Origin of the sequence: Nocardioides okcheonensis (assembly GCF_020991065.1) — a bacterium.
GTDB classification, from domain to species: Bacteria; Actinomycetota; Actinomycetes; order Propionibacteriales; family Nocardioidaceae; genus Nocardioides; species Nocardioides okcheonensis.
The window spans coordinates 3,509,395-3,527,793 of the sequence record NZ_CP087710.1 but is presented as its reverse complement, the minus strand read 5'-3'; the positions used below and the strand labels follow the sequence as shown (position 1 = coordinate 3,527,793).

Sequence of the window (18,399 nt, the reverse complement as noted above, 5' to 3'; positions counted from 1 at the left end):
GCGGCCTCAGAGGGTCTCGAAGTCGTCCTCGGTGAGCGTGTCGTGGACGTGGTCGGGCAGCGGCAGCGGCTGCTGCTTGCGGGCCAGCTTGACCTCGGAGTGGGCGCCGCAGCCGTGGTCGAGGGAGACCACGCGGCCGTCGTCGTTGGCGTTGCCGTTGGCGCACACGCCGAACGACTCGGCCAGCGAGCCGTTGAGGCGCATCAGGAAGCCGCACGACGTGCAGCTCAGCGGCGCGCTCCGCGCCACCGGGGCGTCGGGCCCGCCGTCACCGGCGTACCAGCGCTCGGCGGCCATGTCGATGCCCTCGCGACTGAGGGTGCGCACGCGCCCGAGCCCGAGGTCCTCGGCGACCCGACGCACCTGCGCGCGGGCGTCGCCGTCCATCGGCGGGTCGAGCGGGTCGTCGCCGACGAGGTAGGTCGGGACCAGGCGCGGGTCCTCGTCCTCGACCGGGAGCAGGTCACCGGGCGAGAGGTCGCCGGGCTTGATCCGCTCCTTGTAGGGCACCCACGCGGGCGCCACGATCGCGTCGTCGCCGGGCAGCAGCACGACCTCGTTGACGGTCACGTCCTTGCCGCGCTTGGCGCGGGTCAGCGTCACCGACCAGTACCAGCCGGGGTAGCCCGGCCGCGAGCAGGCGAAGTGGTGGGTGACCACGCGCTCGCCCTCGGCGCGCGCGCCGAGGTGGTCGCCCACCTCCGACGGCTCGGCGACCTCCAGCACGATGCCGCGGGCCACGTCGACGGCCTTGGCGAGGGCGGCGTCCGGCTTGCCGGCGCGGGTGGGGAGTGCGATCACCTCCGCATCATCGCAAACGGCTCCACCTCCTGTCCCGTCGGGAGTGCCTGCGGGGCGTCCGCGCCGACGCTGTCGGGTGCGTAGGCCAAGATGGTGCCGTGACCTCCGACCGCCCCGACCCCACCCCGGGCCACGGGGTGGACGAGGCCGATCAGGCCCCCACCGACCGGCGCGTGGGCGCTGCCGGGCCCGCCGCCGCGCGCCCCGGCACGGTGCGGCGCTCCCTGGCCGGCGCGGCCCGTGGCGCGAGGGCGGCCGGGCGCGGCGCCCGCGTCGCCGGGCGCGGGGCCGGGACGGCCGGGCACTACGCCGTCTCCCAGGCCCGGCGCGCCGCGCGCGCCGAGGGTGCTGGCGACTCCGGCCTCTCCCGCCTGATCGAGCTGCATGCCTTCAACGCCGCGGGCGACGCGGCGGTGGCGATCTCGCTGGCCGGCACCCTCTTCTTCCAGGTCCCCACCGGCGAGGCGCGCGGGCAGGTCGCGCTGTTCCTGGGCCTGACCATGCTCCCCTTCGCGATCGTCGCCCCGCTGATCGGCCCGTTCCTCGACCGCTTCAGCCACGGCCGGCGCTGGGCGGTCGGCGCGACGATGGCCATCCGCAGCTTCCTGTGCTGGGTCCTGGCGACGGCGGTGGTGACCGAGTCGGCGTGGCTGTTCCCCGCCGCGCTCGGCGTGCTGGTCGCGTCCAAGGCCTACGGCGTGACCCGTGCCGCCGCCGTGCCGCGCCTGCTGCCGCCCGACCTCACCCTCGTCAAGGCCAACGCCCGGGTCTCGCTGGCGGGCGTCGTCGGCGCGGGCGTGTCGGCGCCGCTCGCCGTGCTCGCCTCCACGTTCGGGCCGGAGTGGTCGCTGCGCTACGCCTTCGTCGTCTTCGTGCTCGCCACGATCTGGGCGATCCGGCTGCCCGACAAGGTCGACGCCAGCCAGGGCGAGGGCGAGATGGTGCTGGCCGGCGAGGAGACGGAGTCGCGCCCCGGGCGGCGTACGCGCACCCGCATCCCGTCGGCGGTCGCCTTCGCGCTGCGCGCCAACTGCGGTCCCCGATGGCTGTCGGGGTTCCTCACCATGTTCATGGCGTTCCTGCTGCGCGAGAACCCGATCGGCGACTGGCGTCCGGAGGTGCTGCTCGGACTGGTGATCGGCGCGGCCGGCCTCGGCAACACGCTGGGCATCACCATCGGCTCCCTGCTGCGCCGGCTCAACCCGTCGGTCACGGTGGTCCTCGCGCTGCTGGCCGACTGCGCCGTGGCGGTGGTCGCGGCGCTGTTCTACGGCCTCGTGTCGCTCGTGCTGCTCGGGCTCACCGCGGGCCTGGCGCAGGCGCTGGCCAAGCTCTCGCTCGACTCGACCATCCAGCGCGACATCCCCAGCCGGGTGCAGGCCAGCGCGTTCGCGCGCTCCGACACCACGCTCCAGCTCGCGTGGGTGATCGGCGGGTTCGTGGGCATCGCGATGCCGCTGATGCCGCAGCTCGGGCTCGGCATCGCCGCCGGCGTGCTGGGGGCGTGGGCGAGCTTCGTGCTGCTCGGCAAGGCGTCGCGCGGCGCCCGCCCGACGCCAGCGGCCTGAGCCGCGCGGGCGTCGGCCGAGGGGTCAGAGCTCGAGCTCGTCGGCGAGGGCGCGCAGCACCTTCGCCGTCCCGCGGGCGGCGGCCCGCTCGGGGTGCCGGCCGCGGCGGTAGGTCTCCTCGACGCCCTCGAGCATCCGGATGAGGTCCTCGACGATGGTCACCATCGCCTCGGGGTGCTTGCGCTGGGCGTTGCGCTGGTTGCGGGCGACCGAGGCGGGCGCGTCGAGCACCCGGACCTGGAGCGCCTGGTCGCCGCGGCGACCCTGGGCGATGCCGAACTCGACCTTGGTGCCGGCCTTGAGCGCGCCGGTGCCCTCGGGGAGCGCGTCGGAGTGGACGTAGACGTCCGGCCCGTCGTCCTGGGACAGGAAGCCGAAGCCCTTCTCCGCGTCGAACCACTTCACCTTGCCACTGGGCACGGTCCACTCCACTCCGGTCAGCTGCCACACGACCGCGGACTCACGGGCGCGGGCACAGGATAGGCGGCCCGACCGACAGCCCACCAACGGGTTGTCCCCGGCCGGAGTTGGGGGGTGACGGTGCTGCTGGGACCATGGAACACTCGTGGGACGTCGGACGGCCGCGTCCACGGCACAGTCGACGACGAGCAGGACAGGGTGAGGCACGGTGCGGGCACGATCGGTGGGACGGGTCCTCGGCTGCGGGCTGGCCGCACTGGCGACGGCGGTCACCGCCTCGCTGGTCGCCCTGCCCGACGACGCCTCGGCCAGCCCGGGCGACGGACCCCTGACCCTCGTGACCCTCAACGGACCCGGCACCGCCGGCGGCGACCGCGGCGCCGAGGAGCTGCTCGCCCGCCAGGACGCCGTGCTCGCGGCGATCGGGGCCGGCGAGCCCGCCTACCGCTGGACGACGGCCCTCAACGGCTTCGCCGCCCCCCTCACCGACACCCAGGTCCGCGCGCTCGACCAGCAGCCCGGGGTCGCCGTGATCGAGGCCGACGAGGTCCGGCCGCTCGCCGGCCGCACGAGCCTCGCGACGGTCCGTGCTGCCACCGGCAGCCCACGCCTGCGCGGCGGCGCCGGCGTGGTCATCGGCGTCGTCGACTCCGGCATCGCACCCGACTCCCCCGCCTTCGCCGCCGTCCCGGGCCTCGGCGCCTCGCCCGACGGGTTCAACGGCGTCTGCATGGCCGGCGAGGGGTGGTCGCAGGACGAGTGCACGCGCAAGGTCGTCGGTGCCCGCTGGTTCGTCGAGGGCTTCGGCCGCGACCGGGTCCGCACCTCCGAGACCCTGTCGGCCCGTGACGACCTCGGCCACGGCACCCAGGTGGCCTCCGTCGCCGCCGGCAACGCCGGGGTCAGCGTGCGGGTCGACGGCCGTGACGCCGGGACCTTCGGCGGCGTCGCCCCGCAGGCGCGGGTCGCGGCCTACAAGGCCTGTTGGGGTGCGCCCGACCCGTCCGGTGACGGCTGCTCGACCGCCGACGTCGTGAGCGCCGTCGACGCGGCGGTCGCCGACGGCGTCGACGTGCTCGACCTGGCGATCGCCGGCGGCGAGGGGATCGACACCCTCCAGCGCGCGCTGCTCGGCGCCGCCGAGGCGGACGTCGTCGTGGTCGGCGCGGCCGGCAACTCCTCGCGCTCCGCGTTCGCCGCGCACGTCTCGCCGTGGGTCACCACCGTCGGCGCCTCCGTGGGGCGGATGTCGCGCGGACGCGTCGCCGTCGCGGGTGGGCCGACGCTCACCGGCGGCGGCCGCCCGGTCGACGTGCGCGGGCGTACGGTGCTCGCCCGCGACGCCGCTGCTCCCGGCGCCTCGCGCGCCGGCGGCGGCCCAGTGCCGGCCCGGCGCCCTCGACACGCGCCGGGTGGCCGACCGGGTCGTGGTGTGCGTGCGCGGCGGCATCGGTCGCATCGACAAGTCGGAGGCCGTGGCCCGTGCGGGAGGCCGCGCGATGGTGCTGGTCAACCCGCGCCGAGGCGCGGTGAGCGCGGACTTCCACGCCGTCCCGACCGTCCACCTCGCGGCCCGGGAGGGTCGCCGGCTGGTCCGGTGGGTGGCCCGGCACCCGGGCACCCGCATCAGGCTGGGGCGCGTCGACGCCTCGCCCGCACCCCGCCGCGCCGCCGGGTGGAGCGCCTCGGGCGACCCGCGGGGTCCCGTCCTGAAGCCCGACGCCATCGCCGACGGCGACGCCGTGCTCGGCGCCCTGCCGGGGACGAGCGGCCGCTCGTGGGGCGTCTTCACCGGGAGCTCGGCCGCGACCGCCCACGCTGCCGGCCTCGCGGCGCTCGTGCTCGGCGAGCGCGACCTCCCCGCCGCCGTGGTGCGCTCCCTCGTCACGACCTCCGCCCAGCCGGTCCGCGGCGCGAGCGTGCTGGAGCAGGGCTCCGGCGCGCTGCCGCAGCGGGCGCCCACGGCCCACCTCGCCCTCGACGTGCCGCTCCGCGCGTGGCGCCGCGCCCTGCGCCGCCACGACCTGGTCGACCTCAACACCAGCTCGGTGCTGCTGCAGGCCCGTCGGCCCGTCGCGCGGCGCACCGTCACCAACATCTCCGGCCGCGCGGAGTACTTCTCGGTCACCGCCCGCGGCTTCACCACCCACCGGGTGCGGGTCCAGCCGCTCGCCGTGCGCCTCGCGCCCGGCCAGTCCGCGACGTTCACCGTCACCGCGACCGGCCCGAGCGGACCGGGCCGCCTCGACGACGGCGAGCTGGTCTGGCTCGGTGCGCGCGGTGGCGTGACCCGGGTGCCGGTGGCCATCACCCGCTGACCCGGGGCAGCCACGGCGACGGGCCGCCGCCCCCGGGGGGACGACGGCCCGTACGGCCCTCAGGCCGGGCTCAGCTGTCGAGCACCCGGTCGTGGCGCAGCGACGTCGCCCGGGTCTCCTTGGCGAAGAGCACCGAGACGACCGTGAGCACCGACGCGATCGTCATGTAGATCGCCACCTTGGAGACGTTGTCGCTCCCCTCGCTCGCGTCGCCGAGCAGGTCGATGGCGATGATCGGCGCCAGCGCGCCGGCGAAGATCGAGGCGAGCTGGTAGCCGACGGACGCGCCGGTGTAGCGCACCGAGGTGCCGAACAGCTCGGAGAAGAACGCCGCCTGCGGGGAGTACATGAACGCGTGCAGGACCAGGCCGACGCAGATCGCGAGGATGATCTTGCCCTCGGAGCGCGAGGCGATGAGGTCGAAGAAGACCCAGGTCCACGCGGCGACGCCCACGGCGCCGACGAGGTAGAGCGGGCGGCGCCCGACCCGGTCGCTGAGCGCACCGACGAGCGGGATGGTCACGAAGTGCACGACCGAGCCGATCAGCAGGGCCTTGAGGATGAGCGGCTTGTCGTCCGCGGTGCCGGCGTAGAGGGTCAGGAACGAGATCGAGATGATGGTGAAGATGTAGTACGAGATGTTCTCGGCCATCCGCATGCCCATCGCGACGAGGACCTCGCGGGGGTACTTGCGGAAGACCTCGAGGATCGGCAGGTGCGGCTGCTCCTTGGTCTCGAGCTCCGACTTCGCCTCGGCGAACACCGGCGACTCCTCGACCGAGAGCCGGACCCACAGGCCGACGGCCACGAGCACGGCGCTCAGCAGGAACGGGATGCGCCAGCCCCACGCGTTGAACGCGTCGTCGGACTGCACGGCGGCCAGCACCCACAGCACGCCGGTCGCGAGCAGGTTGCCGAGCGCCACGCCGGCCTGCGGCCACGACGACCAGAACCCGCGCTGCGAGTCGTCGCCGTGCTCGGCGGCCATCAGCACCGCCCCGCCCCACTCGCCGCCCACCGCGAAGCCCTGGAGCAGCCGGCAGGTCAGCAGCAGCAGCGGCGCGGCGATGCCGATCGAGGCGTACGTCGGGAGCAGGCCGATCGCGAACGTGGACAGCCCCATCAGGAAGAGCGAGAACACCAGCATCTTCTTGCGGCCGACCTTGTCGCCGAAGTGGCCGAAGACCACGCCGCCGAGGGGGCGGGCGACGAAGCCGAGCGCGTAGGTGCCGAACGCGAGCAGCGTCGCGGTGGCGGGCTCGCTGTCGGGGAAGAAGAGGGTGCCGAAGACGAGCGCCGCGGCCGAGCCGTAGAGGAAGAAGTCGTACCACTCGACGGCGGTGCCGATGAGGGAGGCGAACACCACCTTGACGATGCTCGTCCGGCCGGGATCGGCCCCGGGGGACGTGGCCCCGGGGCGGTCGGGCGTGGTGGTCTCGGTGGTCATGGGCGTGCCTTTCATCGGGTTCTGCGGGAGCTGGTGTCGAGGTGGTGGCCGGGCGGCCGGCGTCAGGCGGCGGTCCAGCCGCCGTCGAGGAGGAGCGACGTGCCGGTCATGGAGGTGGCGGCGGGGCTGCAGAGGAAGGCGACCGCGTCGGCGACCTCCTCCGGCTCCACCAGCCGCTTGAGCGGGGTGCGGGCGAGCAGCACCGTGTCGACGACCTCGTCGTCGGGCACGCCGTGGGCGCGCGCCTGGTCGGCGATCTGCCCCTCGACGAGGGGCGTGCGGACGTAGCCGGGGCACACCGTGTTGCTGGTGACGCCACGGTCGGCGCCCTCGAGCGCGATCACCTTGGACAGCCCCTCGAGGCCGTGCTTGGCGCTGACGTAGGCGGACTTGAACGCCGAGGCGCGGTGGCCGTGGACGCTGGAGACGTGCACCAGCCGGCCCCAGCCGCGGGCGTACATCCCGGGCAGCACCCGCTGCGCCAGCAGGAACGGCGCGTGCAGCATGAGCGCGTGGATGGTGCGGAACCGCTCGGGGTCGAAGTCCTCGACGGGCGCGACGTGCTGGACGCCGGCGTTGTTGACCAGGACGTCCACGTCGAGGTCGAGGCGCGCGATCGCGGCCGGGTCGGTGAGGTCGACGACGTGGGGCGTGCCGTGGACCTGGGCGGCGACCTTGGCCACCCCCTCCTCGTCGCGGTCGAGCAGGTGGACCTCGGCGCCGGCCGCGGCGAGCCGGGCGGCGACGGCCGCGCCGATGCCGCTGGCGGCGCCGGTGACGAGCGCGCGGCGGCCCTCGAGCGTGGGCCGGACGGGGTGGGTGGCGGTGGTCATGGGATCACCGTAGGGAGGCGAGTGACGTACGGCACATGGTGTTCGGCCACATACTTGCCGCCGTTCCGTGTGCCGCCGGGCCACTCCACGTGGTTGCCCGACGGGGTGTAGTCCAGTGACGAACGGTTGCTGGACGTGCCGTCCGACGACCATCCGTCACTGGACTACCCCGGATTGGTGGGCGGGCCCGGGCCGACGAGGTCAGGGGCGCTGGAGGCGCGCCAGGCGCAGCGCGAGCTGGACGTCGAGCGAGCGCGCGGGCTCTCGCCAGCCGGGGCCGAGCAGCTCGCCGACGCGGTCGAGGCGCTGGGTGACGGTGTTGGGGTGCAGGTGGAGGGCCGCCGCCGTCTCCTTGAGCCGACCGCCGGCGGCGAACCACGCCTCGAGGGTGACGAGCAGCGACGTGCCGCGCCGCTCGTCCCAGTCGCGGACCGGGCCGACGGCGGCGTCGATGAAGGCGTCGACGTGCTCGGGGTCGTTGTCGCCCAGCAGCAGCCGCGCGACGCCGAGCCCGGCCGGGTCGCTGACCTCCCCGCGGCGACCGAGCCGCACGAGGGCGTCCAGGCAGCGCAGCGCCTCGCCGTGCGCGCGGGCCAGCCGGTCGTCGTGCAGCGCATCGGTGGTGGCGGCGACGCCGATGGTCGCGGTGCTGCCCGTGGCGGCGACGACGGACTGCAGCTCGACCCCGACGCGGTGGGGGTCCTCGCCGGGCACCACCAGCACCAGGGCACCCCGGTGCTCCCCGGCCAGGCCCGACATCCGGCGGGCGAGGGCGAGCACGGAGCGGCTGGCCCGGTGCCGGTCCGCGCCGTCGACCGCGGCGGCCGCGACGACGACCGGACCGTCGATGCGGGCGCCGTGGCGCCGGACCCGGTCGCGCAGCCGGCTCCGGTCCGCCGGGTCGCCCTCGAGCAGGTCGACCAGCAGCTGGCCGCCGAGGCGCTCCTCGGCGTCGGAGACCGACCGGGCGAACAGCAGCACCAGGGCGGTGACCAGCGCGCCGCGCTCGAGCGTACGGCGACCGGCGAGGTCGAGCGGCTCGTCGCGCCGCAGCACGAGGGTCGCGACGTGCTCGCTGCCGGCCTGGGCGGCGGCGACCAGCCCCGACCCGACGACGACGGAGCGGCCCGAGGCCAGCGCCGCGGGCACCGCGTCGGCCCACGCGACGCCGGCGTCCTCGCCGGCCTGCAGCTCCCCGGACGGGGTCCAGATCGACACCGCGCCCCCGAGCACGCCGGAGAGCACGTCCGCGACCTCGGCGACCCCTCCCCCGCCGACCAGCAGGTCGGTGAGCCGGTCGTGGGCCAGCGCGGCGGCGTCGACGGCCTCGGTGTGGCGGGTCAGCGAGCGGTTGGCCGCGTCGAGCTCGGCGAACAGACGGGCGTTCTCCAGCGCCACCACCGCGTGCGCGGCGAACGACGTCAGCAGGCTGACCTCGGCCTGCGGGAAGCGCCGCACGGAGCGGTGCACGGCCAGCAGCGCCCCGATCACCACGCCGTCCAGCACCAGGGGCACCCCGAGGATGGCGCGGATCTGCTCCCCGGCCACGGCGTCGTCGATGTAGCCCTGGTGGAGGAACCGCTCGTCGCGGGCGTAGTCCTCGGTGAAGTACGCGGCGCCGGTCTGCGCGACCAGGCCCAGCAGGCCGGTGCCGAGCGGGAGCCGCAACGTCTGGAACTCACGCGTCAGGGCACCGTCGGTGACCTTCATGTAGGACGCGCCGTCGCCCTCGTCGTTGAGCGAGAGGTAGGTCATGTCGCAGTGCAGCAGCTGGCGGGCGCGTCGCACGATCGCGGCCAGGATGGTGTCGACGTCGCGGATGGCGGTGAGGTCGGAGGCGGTCTCGTAGAGCGCCGAGAGCTCGGCCTCGCGCGCCCGCATCCGGGTGATCAGGTCCCGCAGCCGCAGCGCGACGTCGTACTCCGCGCGCACGGACGCCGCCTCCTCGCCGGCGAGCCCCTGCTCGGCCCGGGCGAGGTGCGCGTCGAAGTCGCTCAGCGGCGCCTCGTCGTAGAGCAGGTCGAGGAAGGTCGGCACCCGTCCCATCCTGCCGCCAGCGGCGCCGGCGCGCACGGGACGGGTCAGGCCTCGCGGGAGATCGTCATCTCGCGGTCGCCGTAGACGACCTTGTCGCCCTCGAGGAGCGTCGCGGGCTTGCCCGGCGCCAGCTGGCGCGCGACGCCCTGGCGCACGAGGACCGTGCCGTTGGTGGAGCCCCGGTCCATCACCACGATGGTGCCGTCGGGGGCCGGCCCGAACTGGGCGTGGGTCTTCGACACCGACATGTCGGCGGACGCGAGCGGCACGAGGTGGGCGACCTGCTCGCCGTTGCGCGCCTCGGGGCGGCGCCCGACGAGGGCGAGGCCGGCGATGACGAAGCTCTCGCCGTTGTCGAAGTGGACGCGCCAGCGCGTGGCCTGCCCGGGCGGCGGTGCGGCGTGCCGGGGCGGCCCGGTCGGTCGGCGCTGCTGGGTCACCGCGGCCGGGGGCGGTGGCGCCGCCGCCGGGGTCGGCTGCGGGGTCGGCTGAGGCGCGGGAACCGGCTGCTGCACCGGAGGCTGCGCGGGAGGGTGGACCGGCTGCCGGACGGGCGGCTGGACCGGCTGCGGGACCGGCTGGCGGGCCGGCGCCGGCGCGGCCGTGACCTCGGGCGGGAGCGGCTGGCGGCGCATCGAGTGCTCGGAGCGCTCGGGGGTCCGGACCGCCTCCACCGGCGGGGCGGGGATCAGTCGCATCGCGGTCAGGTTGACGATGTGGCGCGGCGCGTCGTCGACGTCGTCGACCGCGGACTCCACCACGGGTCGCACGTCGACGACCACGGTGTGGGCGAGGTGGTCGTGCCAGCCGCGACGTTGCCGGCCGCGGTCCTCGACGGCCGTCCAGGCCAGGGTCGCGACCCCGAGCCCGAACGTGGGCAGGCCGGCCGCGCCGAGGACCAGCGAGCGCAGCAGCGCGGGGCCGACCCCGATCGGGGTGCCCGTGCCGTGGTGGACCACGCGGAGGCCGGTCATCGCCTTGCCGGGCGAGGTGCCGCCCACGCCCAGCACGACGGCGAGGACGAGCCAGAGCAGCACGGTGGCGCCGGCGACGACGCCGACGACGGTCCACGGCTCGTCGGGGACGAGCACCGCGGTCACGACGCCGGCCGCGACCAGGAGCCCCCAGCCGAGGAGGCGGTCGACGGCGAACGCGGTGAAGCGGCGCTCGAGAGCGGCGACCGGGTAGGTGGTCGCCGGTTCCTGCCGGGGTGGCGCGGGGTGCGGGTGCGGGTGCTGGTGCTGGGTCACGGTGGTGTCGCTCAGGGGTTGGTCACCTGGATGGTGACGCCGTCGCCCAGGTCGAGGACGGCGCCCGGGATCAGGCTGACGGCGATGCCGGCCGTGAGCTCCTCCGGGTCGAGGCCGGGCTGCGCGAGCACGGTGCCGTTGGTCGAGCCCAGGTCGGTCACGATGGCCGAGCCGTGGTCCGCCCCGGCGCCGGGACGGATCTCGAGGTGGGTCGAGGAGATCTCCTGGTGCGGGCTGGCGACGGTCACCACGTGGGGCTGGTCGTGGGAGGCGAACCGGCGGGCCTCCGGCGCGCGACCGACCAGCACGGTGCGGTCGACCGCGACCACGTCACCGGTGGAGAACACCAGCGAGGCGACGGGCGCGGACACCACCTCCGGGCCGATCTCCTGGCCGGGGACCGGCGGACGCTGGAAGTCGGGGGCGGGCGGGCCGGCGACGGTCTGCCCGTCGCGGTCCCAGTCATCCTGCACGGCCGGCGTCTCGCCGGTCGGCGTCGGGTCCTCGTCGGGCTGGCCGAACGTCATCGGCTCGGCGGGCACCGCGACCGGCTCGGGTGCCGGCGCGGCGTCGGCGACGGGCGGTGCGGGCTCGGGCGTGGGCTCGGGCGTGGGCTCGGGCGTGGGCTCGGGCGTGGGCTCGGGCTCGGCGACGGGAGTGGGCTCGGGCGTCGGCTCGGGCGCGGCGACGGGAGCGGGCTCGGCCGCCGGCGCCGGGGGGCGTACGTCGTCGGCGGCGGCACGCTCCGGGCCGATCTCGACGACCGACACCCGGGCCAGGCCGGGGGTGAGGGTGTGCTCGACCGGACCGTCGCCGGCCACGGCCAGGCGGACCGACACCTCGCCGGCGAGGACCTGCTCGTGCCAGGTCGTGCCGGGCTCCGCGGTGAGGACCGACTCGCCGGCCGCCGACACCACGCGGGCGGACGGGGCGCCCCGCACGAGGACGCGGGTGCTGCCGTCCGAGCGGGCCACGAGGGCGAGGTGGTCGAGCGAGGACAGCCCGCCGGCGAGCAGGGCGTCGAGCAGGGTGTCGGCGTCGGCGCCGCCGTCGGCGAGCTCCCAGAGCGCGGCCACCCGGCCGCGCTGGCTGCTCGGCAGCAGGACGGTGACCTGCTCGCCGACCACGGCGTACCAGTCCCCCGTCGCGAACCTGCCCGCTGCGCCGGCCTCTGCGCTCACTGTCGTCCCCCCAGCTTGGATTCGAGACTCTGCAGCTGGCGCTGCGAGTCGTAGGTGGCGTCCTTCACCAATCCCACCACATCGACGACGATCGCCGTGGCGTTGTCGCGACCACCGGCGGCCACGGCGGCCCGGACCAGCCGGTCGGCCGCGTCGCGCGGGTCGGGGACGCTCTCGAGGATCTCCTCGATCTCCTTGTCCTCGATCATCCCGGTCACGCCGTCGCTGCACAGCAGCAGGCGCTCGACCGAGCCGAGCGGGAGCAGGAAGAAGTCGGGCTGGATGCCCTCCGGGCTGCCGAGCGCCCGCGTGATGACGTGCCGCTCGGGGTGGACGGCGGCCTCCTCGAGGGTGATCTCGCCGGCGTCGACCAGCTCCTGGACGACGGAGTGGTCGACGCTCACCTGCTCGAGCCGGCCCTCGGTGATCCGGTAGATCCGGGAGTCGCCGAGGTTGGCGAGCAGCCACTTCGTCACGCCGTGGTCGTCGACCAGCACCGCGACGACCGCCGTCGTGCCGGCGTGCCAGCCCGGGGTCAGCGCGCGGTGGGCGTCGCCGTAGTCGACGATGCGGGCCTGGGCGCGGGCGAGCGCGTCGGCCACCTGCTCGGCACCGCGGGCGGGGTCGTAGTCGCCCGCGAGGCGCTGGAACTCCTCGACCACCATCTGGCTCGCGACGTCGCCGCCGGAGTGACCGCCCATGCCGTCGGCGACGACGAAGACCGGCGGCGCCACCAGGTAGGAGTCCTCGTTGACCTTGCGCACCAGTCCGACGTCGCTCGACGCCCCGTGGTGCAGGTCGACGTTCTTCATGCCCGGCCCTCTTCGCTGCCCCGTGCCCAGTTGGTCGGCGGGGGTGCCGACCAGGCGAGTAGCGTAAGAGGGATGTCCAGCCAACGACGGGCGACACCCGCACGCACCCTCGCCGACCAGCTGCGCGGCTGGCCCGACGAGCGTCTCGTCGCCCTGCTCGGGGCCCGTCCGGATCTCGCCACGCCCGCCCCTCAGGATTCGTCGCAGCTGGCCTCGCGGGCCGCCACGCGCTCGTCGATTCATCGCGCCCTCGACGGCCTCGACCGCCTCGAGCTTTCCGTGCTTGATGCCCTGATCGTGGTCGGTCAAACCACTCCGGAGCGACTTGTCGAGGTCGTGCACGCGGATCCCGCACGGACGCAGGCCGCGCTGCAGCACCTGCTCGACCTGGCGCTCGCCTGGGAGGCGCCCGGTGGCCTGCGGGCGCTGACCGGCGTGGCCGACGCGATGCGCGGTGGTCCGGGCCCGGTCAGCGGCCTGCGACCGAGCAGCCCGGAGCCCGAAGACCCGGAGGTCGTCGCCGGCCTCGTCGCCGAGCTCAGCCCGGCGGCGCAGGCGCTGCTGCGCCACGTCGACGCCCACGGGGGCGAGGGCACGACCGGCGCCGCGCGCCGCACCGTCACCCCCGCCGACGCCGCGTCCCCGGCCGAGGAGCTGCTCGCCCGGCGGCTGCTCGTGCCGCGCGAGGGCACCACCGTCGTCCTGCCGGGCGAGGTCGGTCTCGCCCTGCGCGGCGGGCGCACGACCACCGAGCCGGTCGACGACGTGCCCGGGCTCGCCACGTCCACCCGCGACCCGGCGCTCGTGGCGCGGACGGCGGCGGGCGCCGCGTTCGACGTGGTCCGTCGCGTCGAGCTGCTGCTGGACCAGTGGGGGGTGCACCCCCCGGGCGTGCTGCGCAGCGGCGGGCTCGCGGTGCGCGACCTCAAGGTCGTGGCGCGCGACCTGCACGTCGACGAGGGCGAGGCGGCGCTCGTCGTGGAGGTGGCCCTCGCGACGGGCCTCGTCGCGGAGGGCACCGAGCCCGACGGGTCGCCGGCCTGGCTCCCGACCGACGAGTTCGACGTGTGGTCCGCCCGCCCGATGGCGCAGCGGTGGGCGAGCCTCGTGGGCGGGTGGCTCTCGAGCAGCCGGGTCCCGTCCCTCGTCGGCAGCCGCGACGCCGCCGGCAAGACCTGGAACGCGCTGTCGCCCGAGCTCTCCAGCGGCCTCGCGGAGGAGGCCCGCCGGCTGGCGCTGCGGGTGTGGTCGCAGACGGCCGAGGGCGAGGTGCTGGCCGCCGGGACCGGGACGGCGTCGCTGGTGCGGCACGTCGAGTGGCTGCGCCCGCGGCGTCCGACGATCTTCACCGACCTGGTGGCGGCGGCGCTGGGCGAGGCCGCGGTGCTCGGCGTCGGCGGCGCGGGCGGCCTGCCGCCGAGCGGCCGACGGGTCGCGGAGGGCGACCTGCCGGGCGCGGCCGCGGCCATCGACCCGCACCTCCCCCAGCCCGTCGACCACGTGCTCCTCCAGGCCGACCTGACGGCCGTCGCGCCCGGCCCGCTGGAGACCGAGGTCGCCCGCCGGCTGCACCTGCTCGCCGACGTGGAGTCCCGCGGCGGCGCGACGGTCTACCGGTTCAGCGCCGGCTCCCTGCGGCGGGCCTTCGACGCGGGCTGGTCGGCCGCCGAGGTCCGCGACTTCCTCGCCTCGGTCTCCCAGACGCCGGTCCCCCAGCCGCTGGACTTCCTCGTCGACGACGTGTCGCGGACCTTCGGCACGGTCCGGGTCGGCCACGCCGAGGCGTTCCTGCGCGCCGACGACGAGGCGGCGCTCGCGGCTCTCGTCCACGACCCGCGGGCCCGCTCGCTCGGGCTGCGGCTGCTCGCCCCCACCGTCGCGATCGCGACCTCCCCGCTCGACGTGCTGCTGCCGCGCCTGCGCGAGCTGGGTGCGGCGCCGGTGGTCGAGGCCGCCGACGGCACGGTCCGGGTCAGCCGTCCCGACCTCCAGCGGGCCCGCTCCCGGCGCGGGCGGCGTCCGGCCGGCGCGGTCGAGGCCCGGCAGGTCGCGCAGGTGCAGGCCGTCGCGACGGCGATCCGCGCCGGCGACCGGGCGGAGTCGTCACGCCCGCCCAGCGCCGCGACGACCACGCCGTCGGGCGCGCTCGCCGCGCTCCGCGAGGCGATCGAGGCGGGGACCACCGTGGTGATCGGCTACGTCGACAACCACGGCGCGACGGGCGAGCGCGTCGTCGACCCGCGCCGGCTCGACGGCGGCCGGCTCTCGGCCTTCGACCACCGCTCCGACGACCTGCGCGAGTTCGCCGTGCACCGCATCACCGGCGTGCGCCGGGCGTGAGGCCCGCCCGTGCGGACGCGTTCGTAGAATGGTCGGATGGACTTCCTCCGCTACGCCGAGCGCTCCGCCGCGCTCGTCAACGCCGAGCTGCCCGACGAGGCCGCCCTGCGTGAGCACCTCGCGGACCGCTCCTGGCTCCACCGGTCGGTCGTGACGGACGACGTGGCCGCGCTGGAGACCTTCCGCGCCGAGCTGCGCCCGGTCTTCGAGGCCTCCCAGGCCGACGACGTACGCCTGGTGGTGAGCCAGCTCAACGACCTGCTCGCCCGGCACCCGGTCACCCCGATGATCTCCGACCACGACCCCACCCACCTCCACATGCACGTGGCCAACCGCGCCGCGTCGGTCGCCGAGCTGCTGATCGGCGAGGCGCTGATGGGCCTGGCCACCCTCGTGTGCGACCTCGGCGCGACCCGGCTCGGGACGTGCTCGGAGCCCAAGTGCGACCACGTGTTCGTCGACACCTCGCCCAACCAGTCGCGCCGCTACTGCTCCGACCGGTGCTCCTCGCGCGCCAACGTGGCGGCGTTCCGGGCACGGCAGAAGGCGGTGCGCGCGCAGCACGACGGCGACGCCCCGGCCGCGGCGGCGGCGCAGTGAACGACGGCCCCCTGATCGTCCAGTCGGACAAGACGCTGCTGCTCGAGGTCGACCACCCGTCGGCCGCCGAGGCCCGCAAGGCGATCGCGCCGTTCGCCGAGCTCGAGCGCTCCCCCGAGCACATCCACACCTACCGGCTCACGCCCCTCGGCCTCTGGAACGCCCGGGCCGCCGGCCACGACGCCGAGCAGGTCGTCGACGCGCTCCTCACCTGGAGCCGGTACGCCGTGCCGCACGCGCTGCTCGTCGACGTGGCCGAGACGATGGGCCGCTACGGGCGGCTGCGCCTGGAGAAGCACCCGGTGCACGGCCTGGTCCTGTCGTCGGTGGACCGCCCCGTCCTCGAGGAGGTGCTGCGCGCCAAGAAGGTCGCCGGCATGGTCGGCGCCCGCATCGACGACGACACCGTCGCGGTCCACCCGAGCGAGCGGGGCAACCTCAAGCAGGCGCTGCTCAAGCTGGGCTGGCCGGCCGAGGACTTCGCGGGCTACGTCGACGGCGAGGCGCACGCCATCGACCTGGCCGAGGACGGCTGGACGCTCCGCCCCTACCAGCGCGACGCCGCGCAGTCCTTCTGGGACGGCGGCTCGGGCGTCGTGGTGCTCCCCTGCGGCGCGGGCAAGACCATCGTCGGCGCCGCCTCGATGGCCCACGCCGGGGCGACCACGCTGATCCTGGTCACCAACACGGTCAGCGCCCGCCAGTGGAAGGACGAGCTGGTCCGGCGTACGTCGCTGACCGCCGACGAGATCGGCGAGTACTCCGGCGCCGTCAAGGAGATCCGGCCGGTCACGATCGCGACCTACCAGGTGCTGACGATGAAGCGCAAGGGCGTCTACCCGCACCTCGAGCTGCTCGACGCCCGCGACTGGGGCCTCATCGTCTACGACGAGGTGCACCTGCTGCCCGCCCCGATCTTCCGGATGACCGCCGACCTCCAGGCCCGGCGCCGGCTCGGCCTGACCGCGACCCTGGTGCGCGAGGACGGCCGCGAGGGCGAGGTGTTCTCGCTCATCGGGCCGAAGCGCTACGACGCGCCGTGGAAGGACATCGAGGCGCAGGGCTACATCGCGCCGGCCGACTGCGTGGAGGTGCGGGTGACGCTCCCCGACGGCGAGCGGCTGGCCTACGCCACCAGCGACCCCGACACCCGCTACCGGCTGGCGTCGTGCACGCACGCCAAGATCGACGTGGTCAAGGACCTGGTGAGGCAGCACGCCGGGCAGCCGACCCTCGTGATCGGCCAGTACATCGACCAGCTCGACGAGATCAGCGCGATGCTCGACGCGCCCGTGATCAAGGGCGAGACGACGGTCAAGGAGCGTCAGCGGCTCTTCGACGCGTTCCGCTCCGGCGAGGTCGGGCTGCTGGTCGTGAGCAAGGTCGCCAACTTCTCCGTCGACCTGCCTTCGGCCGAGGTGGCGATCCAGGTCAGCGGGTCCTTCGGCTCCCGCCAGGAGGAGGCGCAGCGGCTGGGCCGGCTGCTGCGTCCCAAGACCGAGGGGCGCAGCGCCCACTTCTACACGATCGTCTCACGCGACACCGTCGACGCCGACTTCGCGCAGAACCGCCAGCGCTTCCTCGCCGAGCAGGGCTACGCCTACCGGATCATCGACGCCGGGGACCTGCAGGCCGACGCCTGACCCGCGACTCCGCCGGGTCGGCACAACCTGACCCCCGACCCTGCCGAGTCGGCAGGATCGGGGGCCCAGGTGCTGCCGACTCGGCTGGGTGCGCCGTCAGGCGAGGGTGCTGCTGTCGATCACGAAGCGGTAGCGCACGTCGGAGGCGAGCACCCGCTCGTAGGCCTCGTTGACCTGGTCGGCCCGGATCAGCTCGATCTCGCTGACGATGCCGTGCTCGGCGCAGAAGTCGAGCATCTCCTGGGTCTCGGCGATGCCGCCGATCATGGAGCCGGCGAACGTGCGCCGGTTGCTGAGCAGCGAGAACACGTTGACGTCGAGCGGCTCGGCGGGAGCGCCGACGTTGACCATCGCACCGTTGACCGCGAGCAGGCCGAGGTAGGCGCTGACGTCGATCTTGGCGCTGACGGTGTTGATGATCAGGTCGAACGAGCTGGCGAGGGTCTCGAAGGTCCCCTCGTCGGAGGTCGCGTAGTAGTGGTCGGCGCCGAGACGCAGGCCGTCCTCCTGCTTCTTCAGCGACTGCGACAGCACGGTCACCTCGGCGCCCATCGCGTGGGCGATCTTGACGGCCATGTGGCCGAGGCCGCCCAGGCCGACGACGGCGACCTTCTTGCCGGGGCCGGCGTTCCAGTGCCTGAGCGGGGAGTACGTCGTGATGCCGGCGCACAGCAGCGGGGTGGCTGCGGCGGGGTCGAGGCCCTCGGGGACCGAGAGGACGTAGTCGGCGTCGACCACGACCTTCTGGGAGTAGCCGCCCTGGGTGGTGGTGCCGTCGCGGTCCGTGGCGGCGTACGTGCCGACCATGCCCTGGCGGCAGTACTGCTCGTCACCGGCGCGGCAGTTGTCGCACTCGCCGCAGGAGTTGACCATGCAGCCGACGCCGACGCGGTCGCCGACCTGGTGGCGCGAGACGTCGGAGCCGACCGCGGTGACGGTGCCGACGATCTCGTGGCCCGGCACGACGGGGAAGGGCTGCGGGCCCCAGTCGCCGTTGACGGTGTGGATGTCGGAGTGGCAGATGCCGGCGTACTCGATGTCGATGAGCACGTCGTTGGCGCCGACCTCGCGGCGCTCGATGGTGATCGGCTCGAGCGGCTGGCCGGCGGCGGGGGCGGCGTAGGCGTTCACGCGCATGGTGGAAATCTC

General features: G+C 75.1%; 14 protein-coding genes and 1 pseudogene. 6 read left to right on the top strand and 9 right to left on the bottom strand.

What is annotated here, in order from left to right:
• Positions 1-6 precede the first annotated feature (6 nt).
• Entirely contained in the window at positions 7-801 is a 795-nt protein-coding gene (locus LN652_RS17170) for a DUF3027 domain-containing protein (RefSeq protein ID WP_230441815.1), read from the bottom strand.
• A gap of 98 nt (positions 802-899) precedes the next feature.
• Between LN652_RS17170 and LN652_RS17165 the strand changes: the two genes are divergently transcribed.
• The gene (locus tag LN652_RS17165; RefSeq protein ID WP_230441814.1) at positions 900-2,369 is read left to right on the top strand and encodes an MFS transporter; all 1,470 of its coding nucleotides are present in this window, start codon (positions 900-902) and stop codon (positions 2,367-2,369) included.
• 24 nt (positions 2,370-2,393) lie between these two features.
• On the opposite strand, the gene LN652_RS22065 is transcribed toward LN652_RS17165, so the two are convergent.
• Positions 2,394-2,789 (bottom strand): cold-shock protein, encoded by a 396-nt coding sequence (locus LN652_RS22065; protein ID WP_329958440.1) that lies wholly within the window; start codon positions 2,787-2,789, stop codon positions 2,394-2,396.
• Between the two features lie 208 nt (positions 2,790-2,997).
• Between LN652_RS22065 and LN652_RS22185 the strand changes: the two are divergent.
• Together LN652_RS22185 and LN652_RS17155 are read left to right on the top strand one after the other, a co-directional pair.
• A pseudogene (locus LN652_RS22185) lies at positions 2,998-3,966 on the top strand (S8 family serine peptidase); the annotation flags it as partial.
• A gap of 235 nt (positions 3,967-4,201) precedes the next feature.
• On the top strand, positions 4,202-5,107 hold the full coding sequence (locus LN652_RS17155; protein WP_230441813.1) for a PA domain-containing protein: 906 nt from the start codon (positions 4,202-4,204) through the stop codon (positions 5,105-5,107).
• 70 nt (positions 5,108-5,177) lie between these two features.
• Here the strand turns inward: LN652_RS17155 and LN652_RS17150 are convergent, their stop codons facing one another.
• The 6 genes from LN652_RS17150 to LN652_RS17125 form a co-directional block, all read right to left on the bottom strand.
• The gene (locus tag LN652_RS17150; protein ID WP_230441812.1) at positions 5,178-6,554 is read right to left on the bottom strand and encodes an MFS transporter; all 1,377 of its coding nucleotides are present in this window, start codon (positions 6,552-6,554) and stop codon (positions 5,178-5,180) included.
• Between the two features lie 62 nt (positions 6,555-6,616).
• Positions 6,617-7,387, bottom strand: a complete 771-nt coding sequence (locus LN652_RS17145; RefSeq protein WP_230441811.1) for a 3-hydroxybutyrate dehydrogenase — start codon at positions 7,385-7,387, stop codon at positions 6,617-6,619.
• Positions 7,388-7,588: 201 nt separating this feature from the next.
• On the bottom strand, positions 7,589-9,433 hold the full coding sequence (locus LN652_RS17140; protein ID WP_407941509.1) for a helix-turn-helix domain-containing protein: 1,845 nt from the start codon (positions 9,431-9,433) through the stop codon (positions 7,589-7,591).
• A 35-nt stretch (positions 9,434-9,468) separates the two neighbouring features.
• Complete coding sequence (locus tag LN652_RS17135) at positions 9,469-10,674, bottom strand: RDD family protein (RefSeq protein ID WP_230441809.1); 1,206 nt, start codon at positions 10,672-10,674, stop codon at positions 9,469-9,471.
• 11 nt (positions 10,675-10,685) lie between these two features.
• The gene (locus tag LN652_RS17130; protein ID WP_230441808.1) at positions 10,686-11,855 is read right to left on the bottom strand and encodes an FHA domain-containing protein; all 1,170 of its coding nucleotides are present in this window, start codon (positions 11,853-11,855) and stop codon (positions 10,686-10,688) included.
• On the bottom strand, positions 11,852-12,667 hold the full coding sequence (locus tag LN652_RS17125; protein ID WP_230441807.1) for a PP2C family protein-serine/threonine phosphatase: 816 nt from the start codon (positions 12,665-12,667) through the stop codon (positions 11,852-11,854). Before LN652_RS17125 ends, LN652_RS17130 begins: the two co-directional genes overlap by 4 nt.
• Before the next feature lie 72 nt (positions 12,668-12,739).
• Here LN652_RS17125 and LN652_RS17120 point away from each other — a divergent pair, with 72 nt between their 5' ends.
• Genes LN652_RS17120 through LN652_RS17110 form a run of 3 tightly spaced genes read left to right on the top strand, consistent with a single transcriptional unit; the run spans position 12,740 to position 17,250 of the window.
• Positions 12,740-15,007, top strand: coding sequence for a helicase C-terminal domain-containing protein (locus LN652_RS17120; protein WP_230441806.1), 2,268 nt, complete (start codon positions 12,740-12,742; stop codon positions 15,005-15,007).
• Between the two features lie 36 nt (positions 15,008-15,043).
• Positions 15,044-15,607 carry a CGNR zinc finger domain-containing protein gene (locus LN652_RS17115; RefSeq protein WP_230441805.1) on the top strand — a complete coding sequence of 188 codons (564 nt, stop codon included), beginning with the start codon at positions 15,044-15,046 and terminating at the stop codon, positions 15,605-15,607.
• Positions 15,604-17,250: a DNA repair helicase XPB gene (locus tag LN652_RS17110; RefSeq protein ID WP_230441804.1), complete on the top strand. Its 1,647-nt coding sequence runs from the start codon at positions 15,604-15,606 to the stop codon at positions 17,248-17,250. The genes LN652_RS17115 and LN652_RS17110 overlap by 4 nt, the downstream gene beginning before the upstream one ends.
• Positions 17,251-17,346: 96 nt before the next feature.
• On the opposite strand, the gene LN652_RS17105 is transcribed toward LN652_RS17110, so the two are convergent.
• Positions 17,347-18,387 (bottom strand): NAD(P)-dependent alcohol dehydrogenase, encoded by a 1,041-nt coding sequence (locus LN652_RS17105; RefSeq protein WP_230441803.1) that lies wholly within the window; start codon positions 18,385-18,387, stop codon positions 17,347-17,349.
• Positions 18,388-18,399: the final 12 nt, after the last annotated feature.